This is a genomic window from Paraburkholderia sp. D15 (genome assembly GCF_029910215.1).
In the GTDB taxonomy this organism is placed as follows: domain Bacteria; phylum Pseudomonadota; class Gammaproteobacteria; order Burkholderiales; family Burkholderiaceae; genus Paraburkholderia.
Genome location: NZ_CP110395.1, coordinates 2,555,506 through 2,571,268 on the forward strand (window position 1 = coordinate 2,555,506; position 15,763 = coordinate 2,571,268).

Genomic DNA, 15,763 nt, shown 5'->3' on the forward strand with positions numbered 1-15,763 from the left:
GCCGGGCGCGGCGCCGGCCGATGCTCCGCTTCAGATACCGCTCACCGCCCCTCGCCACACCGCCGCACCGCTCACTGCGCGGGGAAAACCCGCAACGCGCGCGGCACCGCGGTCACGCCGTCGCCCACCGTCAGTTGCAGATCGCGCCATGTCTCGCGATCCAGTTCGGCTTCGAGCAGGTTGCCCTCGCGGCCCGCGAGTTCGACCCGCACCGAGCCGCCGAGCGTCACCACCCGGCGCACGTCGACCACGATCCCCTCGCGATGCCCGGACGCCTGCGGATACAACTGCAGATCGTGCGGCCGCACATAGGCGAACGCCGGCCCCTTGAAATCGGCCTTGATCGACACCGGCAACGCGGCGCCGTCCACCACGAAACCGCTCGCGTCGACATTGCCGTGCAGCCGGTTGGCGGCGCCGAGAAACTCGTAGACGAACGAAGTCTGCGGATGGTCGTACACGTCCTGCGGACTGCCGACCTGCTCCACATGCCCGCGATTGAGCACGACGATACGGTCGGCCACTTCGAGCGCTTCTTCCTGATCGTGCGTGACGAAGATCGTCGAGATATGCAGGTCGTCGTGCAGACGCCGCAGCCAGCTGCGCAGCTCCTTGCGGACCTTGGCGTCGAGCGCGCCGAACGGTTCGTCGAGCAGCAGCACTTTCGGCTCGACGGCCAACGCGCGCGCGAGCGCGATACGTTGCCGCTGGCCGCCCGACAGTTCGGACGGGTAGCGCTGCGCGAGCCAGTCGAGCTGCACCAGCTTCAGCAGCTCGTGCACCTTCTCGCGAATCACCGCTTCCGACGGCCGTTCCTTGCGCGGCTTCACGCGCAACCCGAAGGCGACGTTCTCGAACACCGTCATGTGCCGGAACAGTGCGTAATGCTGGAACACGAAGCCCACTTCGCGTTCGCGCGCGCCGACCGTCGCGACGTCCTGACCTTGCAGCACGACCTGACCGCCGTCCGCGTATTCGAGCCCGGCGATCACGCGCAGCAAGGTGGTCTTGCCACAGCCCGACGGCCCGAGCAGCGCAACCAGTTCGCCCGGCGGAAAATCGAGCGAAACGTTATCGAGCGCGACGAAATCGCCGAAGCGCTTCTGCAGGTTACGAACGGTGATACCCATTACAGCTCTCCTTGCTTGAGCGTGTGTTGCGGCGAGACAGGCGTGGCCTTGAACGAGTGCGACGAAGCCGCGGGCGGCGTGACCGGACCCGCATGCGCGGGCACGTCGCGCGCCGTCAGTTCGGCCGACATGTGGCGCTCGGCGAGCAGCTTCAGACCGAGCGTGACGAGTGCCAGCAAGGCCAGCACCGACGCCACGGCGAACGCCGCCGAGAAGTTGTATTCGTTGTAGAGAATTTCGACGTGCAGCGGCATCGTGTCGGTCTGGCCGCGAATGTGGCCGGAGACCACCGACACCGCGCCGAACTCGCCCATCGCCCGCGCATTGCACAGAATCACGCCGTACAGCAGGCCCCATTTGACGTTCGGCAGCGTGACGCGGCGGAAGATCTGCCAGCCGGACGCGCCGAGCACGTGCGCGGCTTCTTCCTCGTCGTTGCCTTGCGCCTGCATCAGCGGAATCAGTTCGCGCGCGACGAACGGGAACGTGACGAAGATCGTCGCCAGCACGATGCCCGGCACCGCGAAGATGATCTGCACGTTATGGTCCTGCAACCATGGACCGAACCAGCCTTGCGCGCCGAACATCAGCACGTAGATCAGGCCGGAGATCACCGGCGACACCGAGAACGGCAGATCGATCAACGTGGTCAGCAACGCCTTGCCGCGAAACTCGAACTTCGCGATGCACCACGACGCCGCGAGACCGAACGCGAGATTCAGCGGCACCGCGATCGCGGCGGTGATCACGGTCAGTTTGATGGCCGACAACGCATCGGGATCGGCAAGCGATTCCAGATAGAAACCGAGGCCCTTGTTGAGCGCCTGATAGAACACCGCGACCAGCGGCACGACCAGGAACAGCGCGAGAAACAGCAGCGCGATGCCGGTCAGCAGCCAGCGCACCACCGGCGGTTCGGTGACCGGATCGGGACGGCGCGCGACGTTCGGCGCGTTTTCCGTTCGAGTTTGCGTCTGGGGTTGACTCTGCGTCCGGCTCATTGCGCACCTCCGCCGAGCGCCGCGACGCTTGCGACCGGCGCCGGACCCGCGCCGCCGCGGCTGGTGCGGCGCTGCAGATACCACTGCAACGTATTGATGAACAGCAGCATCAGGAACGACACGACCAGCATCACCACGGCCAGCGCGGTGGCGCCCGCATAGTCATATTGTTCGAGCTTGGTGATGATCAGCAGCGAGGTGATTTCGGACTTCATCGGCACGTTGCCGGCGATGAAGATCACCGAACCGTACTCGCCGAGCGCCCGCGCGAAGGCCAGCGCGAACCCGGTCAGCAAGGCGGGAAACACCGCCGGCAGCACCACGCGGCGAAAGGTCAGCCAGCGCGACGCGCCGAGGCAGGCGGCGGCCTCTTCCTGCTCGCGTTCGAACTCCTCCAGCACCGGCTGCACCGTGCGCACCACGAATGGCAAGCCGATGAAGGTCAGCGCGACCAGCACGCCGGCCGGCGTGAATGCGATCTTCAGGCCGAGCGGTTCGAGATACTGTCCGATCCAGCCGTTGCCCGCGTAGACGGCAGCGAGCGAAATGCCGGCCACCGAGGTCGGCAGCGCGAACGGCAGATCGACCACCGCATCGACGATACGTTTGAACGGGAACGTGTAGCGCACCAGCACCCACGCGACCAGAAAGCCGAATACCGCGTTGATCAACGCGCCGCCCAGCGCGGAGAAAAACGTCAGGCGATACGACGCGAGCACACGCGGCGAGGTGACCGCGCGCACGAACTGCGCCCAGTCGAGCGTGGCGGTCTTCAGGAAAGTCGCCGCCAGCGGGATCAGCACCACGAGGCTCAGATACGCCACGGTGATGCCGAGTGTCAGGCCAAAACCGGGCAACGCGCTCGGTTTTCGGAAGGTCAACGTCGTCATGCTGGTTACTCGTTCGGGTTGAGGCTTGCGTTGCGGTTGGCCGGCGCGGCGCGGTTTTCACCGCGTCGCGCCGGTCGGCGGCCGCCGGGCCCTGGCGGCCAAAAAGCGCGCCCATGGGCGCGCTCGAGGGTCCTGCACGATCTTCTGCGCTACCGCACCGGCGTGTTACCCACCGCCCGCGGCGGCGGACAATGCTCGCTTACTGCGGTTGATAAATCGAATCGAACACGCCGCCGTCGGCAAAGTGCGTCTTCTGTGCGTTGGTCCAGCCGCCGAACGAATCGTCGACGGTGTACAGCTTCAGCTTCGGAAACTTCGCGGTCAGTTCGGCCGGCACCTTGTTCGAACGCGGACGATAGAAGTTGCGCGCGGCGATCTCCTGACCTTCCTCGCTGTACAGGAAGTTCAGATACGCTTCGGCGACCTTGCGGGTGCCATGCTTGTCGACCACCTTGTCCACCACGGCCACCGGCGGCTCGGCCAGGATACTGACCGACGGCACGACGATTTCGAACTTGTCCGGACCGAATTCCTTCAGCGACAGGAAGGCTTCGTTTTCCCACGCGATCAGCACGTCGCCGATACCGCGCTGCACGAAGCTGGTGGTCGCGCCACGCGCGCCCGAATCCAGCACGCCGGCATTCTTGTAGAGCTTGCCGACGAATTCCTTCGCCTTCTGGTCGTTGCCGCCCGGCTGATGCTCGGCATACGCCCAGGCCGCGAGGTAGTTCCAGCGCGCGCCGCCCGAGGTCTTCGGATTCGGCGTCACGATCGACACGCCCGGCCGGGTCAGATCGTCCCAATCCTTGATGTGCTTCGGGTTGCCCTTGCGCACCAGGAACACGATCGTCGACGTGTACGGCGACGCGTTGTCCGGCAGACGCTTCTGCCAGCCCTTGTCGAGCAGGCCCTTGCTGGCCAGCGCGTCGATGTCGTACGCCAGCGCCAGCGTCACGACGTCCGCCTGCAGGCCGTCGAGCACCGAGCGCGCCTGCGCGCCGGAGCCGCCGTGCGACTGCTTGAAGGTGATCGTCTCGCCGGTCTTCGCCTTCCATTCCTTGCCGAATGCCTGATTGACGTCCTGGTACAGCTCGCGGGTCGGGTCGTAGGACACGTTCAACAGCGTCGTGTCGGCCGCCTGTGCCTGCGCCATCGCGCCGAGTGCGCCGGCCGCGCCGAGCGCGAGTGCCGCGATGAGTTTCTTCGTCTTGCCTGCCAGCCCCGTATTCCGGTGATTCATGTCAACTTTCTCCGCGTGGTGGTCCGCTGAAACAGCGTGTGGTGTTGTTCTACGTCGCGGTCACGTGCACATGAGCGCCAACTCGAAGGGCAGTCTATCGAAGAGCTTTCATCATTAAAAATAATGTTTCCTCATTCTTTAATACGCAAAAGTGGTAATGACAGCCAGACAAGGCGTTGCGACGCGAAATCGGATGTTCAAGCGCCGTTTACCGGCGTTATCGCGACCTCGCGGCGGTGTCCGGGAGGACGAACTTAAAGTAAAGCTTGAATTGCGCGGAATACTGTATAAAAATACAGTCACCTGTTCATACATACAGTGACCATGACCAAACTCACCGCACGCCAGCAGCAGGTGTTCGATCTGATCCGCCGGGCGATCGAACGCACCGGTTTTCCGCCCACCCGTGCGGAGATCGCCGCCGAACTCGGCTTCAGTTCCGCGAACTCCGCCGAGGAGCATCTGCGCGCACTGGCACGCAAGGGTGTGATCGAACTCGCGGCCGGCGCCTCGCGTGGCATCCGGCTGCTGAGCGGGCAGGAAGATTCGCCGCATCAGTTCACGCTGCCGCACGCCAGCATCATGCAGTTGTCGTTGCCGCTGATCGGGCGGGTCGCGGCGGGTAGCCCGATCCTCGCGCAGGAACATATCTCGCAGCATTACGCGTGCGACCCGGCGCTGTTCTCGAGCAAGCCCGATTACCTGTTGAAGGTGCGCGGGCTGTCCATGCGCGACGCGGGCATCTTCGACGGCGACCTGCTCGCGGTGCAGAAGAAAAGCGAGGCGAAAGACGGCCAGATCATCATCGCGCGGCTGGGTGACGATGTGACCGTCAAGCGTCTGAAGCGTCGGCCGAACGGTATCGAGCTGATTGCGGAGAACCCCGACTACGACAACATCTTCGTCGAGACCGGCAGTGCGGAATTCGCGCTGGAAGGGATCGCCGTCGGACTGATACGGCCGAGCGAGTTTTAAGCGGTCGTCGAGGGTTCGTCAGTGTTTCGGCGGCGGGTCCTCAGCGGTTGAATCCCCGCGTCATCGAAGCTAGCTCTCGCGGCTGGCTCGTGAATCGTCCGGGATTGAGCCGCAGGCATTCACGTTGGTTTCTTTTCTGCGTGACGGCGTGTTTCCACGCCGTCTGTCGAAACACGCCCGTACGTTGGGCGACGCTCGAAGCCAGCGTTAAAGCGGCGTTACCGCCGCACTCACGTTGCATCATCGTTGCATCGCCTGGAGAGAATCATGGAACGCCTTGCCCGTCTGCTGCCCTTCCGTCAGTTCGGCCGTCTGCGTCATCTGCGCAAGCTGGTGCCCTGCTCGTTGATCGAGGCATCGGCGGCGAGCACGCCATCGCTGTTCGATTCCGCCGACGGCGCATCGAGCCTGCCCTCCGCGCTGCCGGCGTTTGCACGCGTGTCGCTGAACTCGGGCCTGAATACCGCCGAGCCGGCGCGCCGTGCGCCGGTGCGCGTCTATCACGGTCCATCGCGGCTGATCATGGTCGGCACCGTGGACGCGGTGTGCCGCATGATCGACCGGTGTATCGCCGAAGAAGCGAATGTGCAGGGCGCAGCCGTCGAAGCCTGAAGGTTCGGATTGTCGCTTTGATATGACGCTGGGTATCACATCGGGTATAACGCCGGATGTCGCGCAGGGATCGTTTTGGCGTGGCCGTGGTCCACGTTAGATCACATTCGATGGAGAATTCCGCGCGATGCCCGCTTCAATCCGATTCACCCCGCGATTGCCCCCGCGAACCAGGACCCCGCGAACCAGGACCCGAATGAACCGACGCTCGAACGCACCGATGAAAGGCAGCGCCACCCGCCCGCTGATCGTGACGTTGATCGTGGTCGTGGTGATTGCCGCGCTCGGGTTCGCTTATGCGTCGCCGTATATCGCGTTGAACAATCTCAAACGCGCGGCGGATGCGCGCGACGCGCAGACCGTCAATCAATACGTCGACTTTCCCGCATTGCGCGACAGCCTGAAACAACAGGTGACCGGCCTGTTGACGCGCCGCCTGGACCAGCACGGCAGCGGCAATCCGTTTGCCGCCATCGGCGCGATGATCGGCGTTGCGCTGATCGGTCCGCTCGTGGATGCGTATGCGACGCCGGACGGCGTCGCCGCGTTGCTCAACGGCATGCCGCCACGCGGCAATCCTGGCGAGCGGCCGCCCGCGCCTGCCGTGCCGCCCGCATCGGATGCGGCGCCGGGCGCAACCGCGCCCGCCCCGGCAACGCCATCAACACCGTCAACGCAACCATCCGGCACACCGGCAACCCCCACGCCGCCGCAACCGCCCCAGACCACGGCGGGCTATCGCGGCCTCAACGAGTTCGTCGTCACGTACCAGCATGGCGCGGGCGACGCGCGTTATTCGGCGATCTTCGCGCGCGAAGGCCTGTTCACGTGGAAGCTGGCCGCGGTGGACCTGAACGAGTAATGGCCGCTCGCGGGCCGGCCGGATCAGGCCGCCGCCTGCTCCTGCTCCGCCGACGACGAACACGCCACCAGAATGCTGCACGAAATCCGGTCGAGCAGCGGCGTGTTGCCGGCGCCCATCCACCATCGCGACAAGCCGGTGCGGCAGCGATGGCCGACCACCACGAGGTCGACGTGCAACTCGTTGGCCAGGTTCGCGATCTCGTCGATCGGATGGCCGAACGCAAAGTGCCCCTGCGCGCTCACGCCGCGCTCGGTGAGCCAGTCCACGCCTTCCTGCAAGATATCGCGAGCGGATTTCTCGAAGCTCCCGCACGCCACATCGGTCAGCAGGCCCGCGCTTTGCGCGATGCTAGAACGCATATCCACCACGGACAGCAAATGCGTTTCGGCTTTCAGATCCAACGCCAGATCGGCGCCGCAACGCAATGCCTTGCGGCCTTCGCGCGAGCCGTCGTAGCACAGCAGGATTTTCTGGTAGCTCGCCATGATTTTCTCCCTCCGCGCGGAGCGCACGGTCTGAATCAATCATGGTGCGCCGCAATTCAGCTTGCAAGGGATGGAAAACGCTAACCGTGCGACGCGCACCCGCCCATCGCGCCCTAAACCGGTGCGTAGGGGGATTGGCGGTGATAGGTAGCAAAGCGAACCGGCCGTGCAACCCCATGCCGCACTGCACGAAAGCCCTGCTGCACATCGGGACGACGCCCTTTGCCAGCCTGGCGATGCCCTAGAATAGGCGGCCTTCGCGGCGACGCGCGGCGAGCGTGCCAACCGGCCACTCGTGGCATGCGTTGCGCTCGTGCCACGCGAGCCGTCCATGCCAATCGCGCGAGCCGGAACGCTGGACCGCCGGACCGCCGGATCGCCTCACGCCGGCGGCATCCGTCACACGCAAGCCGCACCTCTTACCGGAGCTTTCCTCGATCCATGTCCGACGCTGCCATCGAGTTTCATCAGGTTGAAAAACGCTACGGCGAGAAGACGGTCGTCGACGGTCTGTCGTTTCATGTCGATGCCGGCGAATGCTTCGGCCTGCTCGGCCCGAACGGCGCGGGCAAGACCACCACGTTGCGCATGCTGCTCGGCATCGCGGCGCCGGACGCCGGTGCCATCCGTCTGTGCGGCGAACCGATTCCGGGCCGCGCGCGCGTCGCCCGGGCGCGCGTGGGCGTGGTGCCGCAGTTCGACAACCTCGATCCCGATTTCACGGTGCGCGAGAACCTGCTGGTGTTCGGCCGCTACTTCGGATTGAGCGCCGCGCAATGCCGCGCGATGGTGCCGTCGCTGCTCGAATTCGCGCGCCTCGAAAGCAAGGCGGATGCGCGCGTGAGCGAACTGTCGGGCGGCATGAAGCGGCGTCTGACGCTGGCGCGCGCGCTCGTCAACGATCCCGACGTGCTGATCATGGACGAACCGACCACCGGTCTCGATCCGCAGGCCCGGCATCTGATCTGGGAGCGGCTGCGCTCGCTGCTCGCGCGCGGCAAGACGATTCTGCTGACCACGCATTTCATGGAGGAAGCCGAACGGCTGTGCGACCGCCTGTGCGTGATCGAGGAAGGCCGCAAGATCGCCGAGGGCGCGCCGGATGCGCTGATCGCGTCGGAGATCGGCTGCGACGTGATCGAGATTTTCGGCCCCGATCCGGTGGCGTTGCGCGACGAGCTTGCGCCGCTCGTCGAACGTACCGAGATCAGCGGCGAGACGCTGTTCTGCTATGTGAACGACGCGCAGCCCGTGCACGCGCGTCTGAAGCAGCGCGCCGACCTGCGCTATCTGCATCGCCCGGCGAATCTGGAGGACGTGTTCCTGCGGCTCACGGGCCGCGAGATGCAGGACTGAGCCCGGACCGACGCGCCGGCACCTTCGAGAAACGCCCTTCAGGCCGATTCGGCCCACGCCGCACGAACGAGACACGCCATGGACATGGACGCACGCAGCTACGACACCCCGGGCCACGCCCCCAGCGACAAACCGTCGGCCCAGCAGCCGTTCGGCGCCTTCCCCGCCAACGCGGTCAACTGGATCGCGGTGTGGCGGCGCAATTATCTGGTGTGGAAGAAACTCGCGATCGCCTCGATGTTCGGCAACCTGGCCGATCCGATGATCTATCTGTTCGGTCTCGGTTTCGGCCTCGGGCTGATGGTCGGCCATGTGGACGGCGTGTCGTACATCGCCTTCCTCGCGGCCGGCACGGTGGCGTCGAGCGTGATGATGTCGGCGAGTTTCGAGTCGATGTATTCGGGCTTCTCGCGCATGCACGTGCAGCGCACGTGGGAAGCGATCATGCATACGCCGCTCACGCTCGGCGATATCGTGCTGGGCGAAATCATCTGGGCGGGCAGCAAGTCGATGCTGTCGGGCGCGGCGATCATGCTGGTGGCCGGCGCGCTCGGCTACGCCAGTTTTCCGTCGATGCTGCTAGCGTTGCCGGTCATCGTGCTCACCGGTCTCGCGTTCGCGAGCATCGCGATGATCGTGACGGCGCTCGCGCCCTCGTACGACTTCTTCATGTTCTATCAGACGCTGGTGCTCACGCCGATGCTGCTGCTCTCCGGCGTGTTCTTTCCGGCTTCGCAGTTGCCGGCCGCGGCGCGCGCGGTGACCGGCGCGTTGCCGCTCGCGCATGCGGTCGATCTGATCCGGCCGGCCATGCTCGACCGTCCGGTCGAGCACGCGGCCTGGCATCTGGCCGTGCTGGCCGCGTATGCGGTGGGAGGATTCGTGATTGCGGCGGTGCTGTTCCGCCGCAGGATGATGAAATAACGTCGAGCGCGTGAGCTTCGCTCAGCGCCCGTACGGCATTCGTACAACGCTCGTTCAGTCTTCGTCGTCGGTCCAGGGAATGTCGACGTCGGAGATGAAGGCGACCGTCGCGAACGGGCCGCCGTCCTGACGGCCGATCTTGCCATCCGCGCGCTGCCATTCGACGCGGAACATCGTCGCCGGATCGTCGGCGATCAGACGCACCGTGCGAACTTCATCCGGATCGGCTTCCTCGACGGGACCGTCGAGCGACACCTGCAATTCCTGCGGCCACAGACCGTCGGCGGGATCGTAGATCTTGTCGCCGTCGGGAATCAGCGTGAAAGCCTCCACGCCGATCGTCGCCGAGGCTTCGACGATCATCTTGCCGAGTGCGCGCAACAGCGCCGTGGCGCGCGCCGAATTGGCCTGGCGGATCGCCAGATCCCCGCGCGTCAGCGCCTGTTCGAGTTTTGGGTTGGTTTTTTGCTGCGCCATTCGATGTCCTGAGTCGTATCGTTATGTGATGGACAGCGCGCGATGGGGTTCGCGCGCCGCTCTCGCTCCGTTTTTTTCGGGCTGAATCCTACCACTGCGCTTGCTGGCATGACGCCTGGGCGGCCGTCTCTCCGAACCCGGCCGCGCTCCGGTCGTGCGCCGCAACATCGCACGCCGCGCGGCGCGGCGCGATCCGCTGCGACCCCGGTGCACCCCGGTGCGCCCCATCAGCCCGCCCCGTCCAAGACAGTGTAGGTCGTGATTCGTTTTCCGACACGGAGATTTGCCGGTCAGGCCGCGGGGCGCCGCCGCCGATGCCCCGCCGCTTTCGGCGCGCCATCGCCGCCCGGCTTCGGCCGCGCGATCTCCGCGATCAGATGATCGCGAAACGCGCGTACCGCCGACGGCAGTTCGCGCCCCGCCATCGTCTGCACCTGGATGCTGCGCTGACGCATCTGCGGATGGGTGAGCGGCATCATGACGAAGCCGTCGCCGGCATAGCGGTCGCGCACCGACAGCAAACCCGTGAACATGACCGCGCCGGACTTCTGCGCATAGCGATACATCGCGCCGCTGTTGTTGCAGGTCAGATCGGGGTCGAGCAGGATGCCCTCCAGCGCGCAGGTGATGTCGATCAACTGACGTATCGTCGTGCCCGGCGCGGGCAGCACCAGCGGATACGCGCGCAGATCGGCGAGCGACACCCTGGCGCGCGTGGCGAGCGGATGCCCGGCGCGCAGCAGCGCATACACCGGCGCGCGTTCGGTGTGCTCGACCTTGACGCCCTTCTCCGGCGCGAGACTGAAGGTCAGCGCGAGGTCGGCATCGCCGTCGCGCACGCAACGGGTCGCGGCGCCCGGCGACATCACCGAGAGCGTGAAGTCGATGCCCGGGTATTGATCGCGGAAGCTCGCCATCGCGGTGGGCAGGAAGTCCGCGGCGAAGCCCTCCGAACTGGCGAGCTTGATCATGCTGCCGTGCAGACTTTCGAGGCCGCCGATTTCCTTCATCACATGCGCGGCTTCGAGCAGGCTGCGCTGCGCGTACGCGAGCAGCCGCTCGCCCGCTTCGGACAGCGCCATGCCGCGCGGACGCCGCTCGAACAGCGCGACGCCCAGTTCGCTCTCGAGCCGCGCGATCTGCCGGCTGATGGCCGAGACAGCCACATGCAGCCGCGCGGATGCGTCGCTGATCGAGCCGGTGCGCGCGACTTCGACGAAGTAACGCAGCGCGATGCCGTGCAGGGAAAGGGTCATGGATTCACTCCCGGAAGTCGGTTCGAGGCTGGCCTGAGCTTTGCCTTTCCGGCAACGCAAGCTTCGAAATACGATCATTGTGACAAAAAAAACGGCTACCTAGAATCGGTCACGAGCTGCGGAACAGCGCTTTCGCACTGCACGTTGCACTGAAGAACAGGGAGACATTCATGAGCCGTACCGAGGCTATCGACCACGCGACACGCCACTTCGAATCCGGCGCGTTCCTCGACAACCTGAACCGCCGCGTCGGCTTTCGCACCGAGAGCCAGGAGAGCGACCGCGCGGCGACGCTGCTCGCGTATCTGACCGACGAGATCACGCCGGAAGCCGAAGCGCTCGGCTTCACGACCCGCATCGTCGCGAATCCGGTGGACGGCCTCGGGCCGTTCCTGCTCGCCGAGCGCCACGAAGCCGCGCATCTGCCGACGGTGCTGATCTACGGTCACGGCGACGTGGTGCGCGGCTACGACAGCCAGTGGCGCGCGCCGCTCACGCCGTGGGCCGTGACGGTCGAAGGCGAACGCTGGTTCGGCCGCGGCACCGCCGACAACAAGGGCCAGCACAGCATCAATCTCGCCGCGCTGGCGAGCGTGCAGGCCGCGCGCGGCGGCAATCTCGGCTTCAACGCGAAGCTGCTGATCGAGATGGGCGAGGAAACCGGCTCGCCGGGGCTCGATGCGATCTGCCGCGCACACGCGCACGAACTCGCCGCCGACGTGTTGATCGCGTCCGACGGTCCGCGCCTCGCGGCGCGCCGTCCGACCGTGTTCCTCGGCTCGCGCGGCTCGGTGAACTTCAAACTGTCGCTGAATCTGCGCGACAGCGCGCATCACTCGGGTAACTGGGGCGGCCTGCTGCGCAATCCGGCGACCGTGCTGGCCAACGCCCTGGCGAGCCTCGTCGATGCGCGCGGCGTGATCACCGTCGACGGCTTGCGGCCGCCGCCGATTCCAGAGGCCGTGCGGCGCGCGCTGGCCGACATCGCGGTCGGCGGCGGTCCGGGCGACCCCACCGTCGACGTTCACTGGGGCGAGCCGGGTCTGAGCGCGCCCGAACGCGTGTTCGGCTGGAACAGCTTCGAAGTGCTCGCCTTCAAGGCCGGCAATCCGGAGAACCCGGTCAATGCGATTCCGGCCACGGCGTTCGCGCATTGCCAGTTGCGCTTCGTGGTCGGCACCGATTGGGAAAACCTCGAACGTTATCTGCGCACGCATCTGGATACGCACGGTTTCGAGCAGGTGCGGATCGACGTCGAACGCGGCGCGCCGGCCACGCGTCTGGACCCCGACGACCCGTGGGTGACGTGGGCCGTCGCGTCGCTCGAACAGACCACCGGCAAGAAGACTGCGGTGCTGCCGAACCTGGGCGGCACGCTGCCCAACGAAGTGTTCGCCGACACGCTCGGCCTGCCGACCATCTGGGTGCCGCATTCGTATCCGGCCTGCTCGCAGCACGCACCGAACGAGCATCTGCTCGGGCCGGTGGTGCGCGAAGGCCTGCAGATCATGGCGGGTTTGTTCTGGGATCTGGGTGAGAACTCGCCGCCTTTCCACCTTCGTCACGAGACCCCATCACGATGATCACGTCCACCCTGCAAGCCAGCACCGCGCGCCCGTCGGCCGCGAAAGCCCATCGCATCATTCTCGCGGCGTCGATCGGCAACGCGCTCGAATGGTTCGATCTCGTCGTGTATGGATTTTTCGCGGTGACGATCGCGAAGCTGTTTTTCCCGGCGCGCACCGAGGCCATTTCGCTGATGCTCACGCTCGGCACCTTCGGCATCTCGTATCTGATCCGTCCGCTCGGCGGACTCGTGCTCGGCTCGCTCGCGGATCGCGCGGGCCGCAAGGCGTCGCTGCTGCTGTCGATCGCGCTGATGATGCTCGGCACGCTGACCATCGCGCTGATGCCGTCGTATGCGGTGATCGGTCTATGGGCGCCTGCGGGCATCATGCTGTCGCGTCTGGTGCAGGGTTTTTCGGCGGGCGGGGAATTCGGCGCATCGACCGCGTTTCTGGTCGAACATGCGCCCGAGCGGCGCGGCTTCATGGGGAGCTGGCAGTTCGCGAGCCAGGGACTGGCCACGCTGCTCGCGTCCGGTTTCGGCGCGCTGCTGACGAGTCAGTTGAGCAACGCGCAACTCGAGTCATGGGGCTGGCGTGTGCCGTTCCTGTTCGGTCTCGCGATCGGACCGGTGGGCTTCTATATTCGCCGCTACGTGGACGAAGGTGCCGAGTTCGCCGCCGAGCCGAAAGCCCGCACGCCGCTGCGCGATCTGTTCGGCACGCAGAAGGCGCGCATGCTGATCGCGGTCGGTTCGCTGATCGTGTCGACCGCGGCCAACTACATGATCCTGTACATGCCGACGTATGCGATCAAGCAGTTGCATCTGCCCGCGTCGACGGGTTTCGCCGCGACGCTCGCGACCGGCGTGGTGCTGACCGTGCTGACGCCGTTCGCCGGGCACCTGTCCGACTCGCTGGGACGCGTGCGCATCATGGCGGTGGCGGCGGTGCTGATGCTCGTGAGCGTGTATCCGGCGTTCGCGTATATGAACGCGCATCCGTCGTTCACGACGATGCTGCTCGCGTTGATCTGGATCGGCGTGTTGAAGGCGACCTACTTCGGCGCACTGCCCGCGTTGATGTCGGAGATCTTTCCGACGCAAACGCGCGCGACGGGTCTATCGGTGAGCTATAACATCGGCGTCACGGTGTTCGGCGGCTTCGCGCCGTTCGTGATCACGTGGATGATCGAGGCGAGCGGCAACAAGCTCGCCCCCGGCATCTATCTGATGGTCTGCGCGGTGGCGAGTCTCGCGGCACTGTATGCGGTGCGCACGAAGCTGAGGATTCGCTGATCTCGCGCCTGGTTTTGCGGCCTGACTTTTAAGCTTGATTCAGCGCTTGATTGCTCGTGCGATCAAGCGCTTCGTCCCGGATCAATAGCCACGCCCCCCCACCTGCCTTCATGCCGGCGCATGCGCTGCGCACATTGGCACCGGCACATACCGCATCAAGGCGCCGGGTTCGGCTGCAACTCGTGCAGCGCGTCGATTTCCGCCAGCACCTCCGGCGAGAGCTTGACGTCCGCGCTGCCGATGTTTTCCTTCAGTTGATCGAGCGAGGTCGCGCCGATCAGATTGCTGGTCACGAACGGCCGGCTGTTCACGAAGGCCAGCGCGAGTTGCGCGGGCGACAGACCATGACGCTTCGCCAGTTCGACGTAACGCGTGGTGGCCTGCACGGCCTGCGGTCTGCTGTAGCGCTGGAAACGCTCGAATAGCGTGATACGCGCGCCGGCCGGACGCGCGCCGCCCTCGTACTTGCCCGACAGCCAGCCGAACGCGAGCGGCGAATACGCGAGCAGACCGATGTTGTCGCGATGCGCGTATTCGGAGAGCCCCGCCTCGTACGTGCGGTTGAGCAGGCTGTACGGATTCTGGATGCTGACGATGCGCGGCAACCCGAGTTTTTCCGCCGCGCGCAGAAATTGCGCGACGCCCCACGGCGTTTCGTTCGACACACCCACGTGGCGCACCTTGCCTGCCTTCACGAATTCCGCGAGCACCGACAGCGTTTCCTCGATCGGCACCGTGTATTCGTCCTCCACCCACGGATACGCCGAACGGCCGAACGTCATCGTGCTGCGGTCCGGCCAGTGCAGCTGATACAGATCCACGTAATCGGTCTGAAGACGCTTGAGGCTATCGTTCAGCGCCTCGGTCAGATTCTGGCGGTCGAACTGGTTGCCCGCGCCGCGGATATGGCGCGGGTTATGCGGTTGACGCGCGGGGCCGGCGATCTTGGTGGCGAGCACGATCTTTTCGCGCAGGCCGGCATGCTTCGCGAGCCACGTGCCGATGAAGCGTTCCGTCGCGCCCTGGGTTTCCGCGCGCGGCGGGACCGGATACATTTCGGCGGTATCGATCAGATTGATGCCGTGATCGAGCGCGTAGTCGATCTGCGCGTGCGCGTCCTGTTCGGTGTTCTGCTCGCCCCATGTCATGGTGCCCAGACCGATCAGGCTGACCTGCACATCGGAGTCGCCGAGTCTGCGGTATTCCATCGAACTTGTCCTGTTAAGTTAGCGTGTGTGAACTGCGTGTGTGAACGGAAAGCGGCGACGTTACCACGCTCACGCATAGCGTGCAGTGAGGCTAGAATGCGGCGGGCGCATACCGTCATTCTCAGGCCGATTCTCTCCATGAACCCCGAACTCCTCGAACTGCTGGTCACGCGCGTGATGCCCTACGGGAAATATAAAGGCCGCGTGATTGCCGACCTGCCTGGCCACTATCTAAACTGGTTTGCGAGCCAGGGCTTCCCGCCTGGAGAGATAGGCCGCTTGCTCGCGTTGATGCAGGAGATCGATCACAACGGTCTGAAGCCTTTGCTCGAACCGTTGCGTAAGCGCTGATCTTTTGTATCTTCTGCGAGGCACGTGACGTTATCCCGTGGCGATGTCTGTGCGCATACCGATAGTCGCCGCGCCGCTTTGAAAGCGTCCTGCGACACGCCGCAAAGCTGCATGAAAGTCGTTGCGCAGG

At 65.3% G+C, this 15,763-nt stretch carries 16 protein-coding genes; 8 read left to right on the forward strand and 8 right to left on the reverse strand.

The genetic code is table 11. The features are described 5' to 3' along the window. Window positions 1–71 precede the first annotated feature (71 nt). The 4 genes from LFL96_RS10910 to LFL96_RS10925 all read right to left on the reverse strand — a co-directional run bounded on the left by LFL96_RS10910 (window position 72) and on the right by LFL96_RS10925 (window position 4,261). On the reverse strand, window positions 72–1,130 hold the full coding sequence (locus tag LFL96_RS10910) for a sulfate ABC transporter ATP-binding protein (RefSeq protein WP_280995266.1): 1,059 nt from the start codon (window positions 1,128–1,130) through the stop codon (window positions 72–74). After that, window positions 1,130–2,131 carry a sulfate ABC transporter permease subunit CysW gene (gene cysW / locus LFL96_RS10915; protein WP_280995267.1) on the reverse strand — a complete coding sequence of 334 codons (1,002 nt, stop codon included), beginning with the start codon at window positions 2,129–2,131 and terminating at the stop codon, window positions 1,130–1,132. Before cysW ends, LFL96_RS10910 begins: the two co-directional genes overlap by 1 nt. Further along, window positions 2,128–3,021, reverse strand: coding sequence for a sulfate ABC transporter permease subunit CysT (gene cysT / locus LFL96_RS10920; RefSeq protein WP_280995268.1), 894 nt, complete (start codon window positions 3,019–3,021; stop codon window positions 2,128–2,130). Before cysT ends, cysW begins: the two co-directional genes overlap by 4 nt. 199 nt (window positions 3,022–3,220) lie before the next feature. Then, window positions 3,221–4,261 carry a sulfate ABC transporter substrate-binding protein gene (locus LFL96_RS10925; RefSeq protein ID WP_280995269.1) on the reverse strand — a complete coding sequence of 347 codons (1,041 nt, stop codon included), beginning with the start codon at window positions 4,259–4,261 and terminating at the stop codon, window positions 3,221–3,223. A gap of 324 nt (window positions 4,262–4,585) precedes the next feature. On the opposite strand from LFL96_RS10925, the gene lexA reads away from it, so the two are divergent. From lexA to LFL96_RS10940, 3 genes are all read left to right on the forward strand, one after another. Beyond that, a complete protein-coding gene (lexA, locus tag LFL96_RS10930; RefSeq protein ID WP_280995270.1) occupies window positions 4,586–5,236 on the forward strand; it encodes a transcriptional repressor LexA in 651 nt (216 codons plus the stop codon). A 267-nt stretch (window positions 5,237–5,503) separates the two neighbouring features. After that, window positions 5,504–5,848 (forward strand): hypothetical protein, encoded by a 345-nt coding sequence (locus LFL96_RS10935; RefSeq protein WP_280995271.1) that lies wholly within the window; start codon window positions 5,504–5,506, stop codon window positions 5,846–5,848. 196 nt (window positions 5,849–6,044) lie between these two features. Beyond that, window positions 6,045–6,710 (forward strand): DUF2939 domain-containing protein, encoded by a 666-nt coding sequence (locus LFL96_RS10940; protein ID WP_280995272.1) that lies wholly within the window; start codon window positions 6,045–6,047, stop codon window positions 6,708–6,710. A gap of 23 nt (window positions 6,711–6,733) precedes the next feature. Here the strand turns inward: LFL96_RS10940 and LFL96_RS10945 are convergent, their stop codons facing one another. Beyond that, the gene (locus LFL96_RS10945) at window positions 6,734–7,198 is read right to left on the reverse strand and encodes a universal stress protein (protein WP_280995273.1); all 465 of its coding nucleotides are present in this window, start codon (window positions 7,196–7,198) and stop codon (window positions 6,734–6,736) included. Window positions 7,199–7,639: 441 nt separating this feature from the next. Between LFL96_RS10945 and nodI the strand changes: the two genes are divergently transcribed. Both nodI and LFL96_RS10955 read left to right on the forward strand, forming a co-directional pair. Next, on the forward strand, window positions 7,640–8,554 hold the full coding sequence (nodI, locus tag LFL96_RS10950; RefSeq protein ID WP_280995274.1) for a nodulation factor ABC transporter ATP-binding protein NodI: 915 nt from the start codon (window positions 7,640–7,642) through the stop codon (window positions 8,552–8,554). An 84-nt stretch (window positions 8,555–8,638) separates the two neighbouring features. Beyond that, window positions 8,639–9,478, forward strand: coding sequence for an ABC transporter permease (locus LFL96_RS10955; RefSeq protein ID WP_281000688.1), 840 nt, complete (start codon window positions 8,639–8,641; stop codon window positions 9,476–9,478). Between the two features lie 54 nt (window positions 9,479–9,532). Here the strand turns inward: LFL96_RS10955 and LFL96_RS10960 are convergent, their stop codons facing one another. Then, the gene (locus tag LFL96_RS10960) at window positions 9,533–9,955 is read right to left on the reverse strand and encodes a hypothetical protein (protein WP_280995275.1); all 423 of its coding nucleotides are present in this window, start codon (window positions 9,953–9,955) and stop codon (window positions 9,533–9,535) included. Window positions 9,956–10,245: 290 nt separating this feature from the next. Next, entirely contained in the window at window positions 10,246–11,211 is a 966-nt protein-coding gene (locus tag LFL96_RS10965; RefSeq protein ID WP_280995276.1) for a LysR family transcriptional regulator, read from the reverse strand. A 170-nt stretch (window positions 11,212–11,381) separates the two neighbouring features. Between LFL96_RS10965 and LFL96_RS10970 the strand changes: the two genes are divergently transcribed. Both LFL96_RS10970 and LFL96_RS10975 read left to right on the forward strand, forming a co-directional pair. Continuing rightward, a complete protein-coding gene (locus LFL96_RS10970) occupies window positions 11,382–12,794 on the forward strand; it encodes a M20 family metallopeptidase (RefSeq protein WP_280995277.1) in 1,413 nt (470 codons plus the stop codon). After that, complete coding sequence (locus LFL96_RS10975; RefSeq protein WP_280995278.1) at window positions 12,791–14,074, forward strand: MFS transporter; 1,284 nt, start codon at window positions 12,791–12,793, stop codon at window positions 14,072–14,074. The genes LFL96_RS10970 and LFL96_RS10975 overlap by 4 nt, the downstream gene beginning before the upstream one ends. Window positions 14,075–14,229: 155 nt before the next feature. On the opposite strand, the gene LFL96_RS10980 is transcribed toward LFL96_RS10975, so the two are convergent. Then, window positions 14,230–15,282: an NADP(H)-dependent aldo-keto reductase gene (locus LFL96_RS10980; protein ID WP_280995279.1), complete on the reverse strand. Its 1,053-nt coding sequence runs from the start codon at window positions 15,280–15,282 to the stop codon at window positions 14,230–14,232. Window positions 15,283–15,420: 138 nt separating this feature from the next. On the opposite strand from LFL96_RS10980, the gene LFL96_RS10985 reads away from it, so the two are divergent. Continuing rightward, window positions 15,421–15,633: a DUF3820 family protein gene (locus LFL96_RS10985; RefSeq protein WP_280995280.1), complete on the forward strand. Its 213-nt coding sequence runs from the start codon at window positions 15,421–15,423 to the stop codon at window positions 15,631–15,633. Window positions 15,634–15,763 lie beyond the last annotated feature (130 nt).

Excerpts from the sequence above, each read along its gene's own strand:
- LFL96_RS10910 (WP_280995266.1), bottom strand. The coding sequence starts at position 1,130 with ATGGGTATCACCGTTCGTAACCTGCAGAAGCGCTTCGGCGATTTCGTC.
- cysW (WP_280995267.1), bottom strand. The coding sequence starts at position 2,131 with ATGAGCCGGACGCAGAGTCAACCCCAGACGCAAACTCGAACGGAAAAC.
- cysT (WP_280995268.1), bottom strand. The coding sequence starts at position 3,021 with ATGACGACGTTGACCTTCCGAAAACCGAGCGCGTTGCCCGGTTTTGGC.
- LFL96_RS10925 (WP_280995269.1), bottom strand. The coding sequence starts at position 4,261 with ATGAATCACCGGAATACGGGGCTGGCAGGCAAGACGAAGAAACTCATC.
- lexA (WP_280995270.1), top strand. The coding sequence starts at position 4,586 with ATGACCAAACTCACCGCACGCCAGCAGCAGGTGTTCGATCTGATCCGC.
- LFL96_RS10935 (WP_280995271.1), top strand. The coding sequence starts at position 5,504 with ATGGAACGCCTTGCCCGTCTGCTGCCCTTCCGTCAGTTCGGCCGTCTG.
- LFL96_RS10940 (WP_280995272.1), top strand. The coding sequence starts at position 6,045 with ATGAACCGACGCTCGAACGCACCGATGAAAGGCAGCGCCACCCGCCCG.
- LFL96_RS10945 (WP_280995273.1), bottom strand. The coding sequence starts at position 7,198 with ATGGCGAGCTACCAGAAAATCCTGCTGTGCTACGACGGCTCGCGCGAA.
- nodI (WP_280995274.1), top strand. The coding sequence starts at position 7,640 with ATGTCCGACGCTGCCATCGAGTTTCATCAGGTTGAAAAACGCTACGGC.
- LFL96_RS10955 (WP_281000688.1), top strand. The coding sequence starts at position 8,639 with ATGGACGCACGCAGCTACGACACCCCGGGCCACGCCCCCAGCGACAAA.
- LFL96_RS10960 (WP_280995275.1), bottom strand. The coding sequence starts at position 9,955 with ATGGCGCAGCAAAAAACCAACCCAAAACTCGAACAGGCGCTGACGCGC.
- LFL96_RS10965 (WP_280995276.1), bottom strand. The coding sequence starts at position 11,211 with ATGACCCTTTCCCTGCACGGCATCGCGCTGCGTTACTTCGTCGAAGTC.
- LFL96_RS10970 (WP_280995277.1), top strand. The coding sequence starts at position 11,382 with ATGAGCCGTACCGAGGCTATCGACCACGCGACACGCCACTTCGAATCC.
- LFL96_RS10975 (WP_280995278.1), top strand. The coding sequence starts at position 12,791 with ATGATCACGTCCACCCTGCAAGCCAGCACCGCGCGCCCGTCGGCCGCG.
- LFL96_RS10980 (WP_280995279.1), bottom strand. The coding sequence starts at position 15,282 with ATGGAATACCGCAGACTCGGCGACTCCGATGTGCAGGTCAGCCTGATC.
- LFL96_RS10985 (WP_280995280.1), top strand. The coding sequence starts at position 15,421 with ATGAACCCCGAACTCCTCGAACTGCTGGTCACGCGCGTGATGCCCTAC.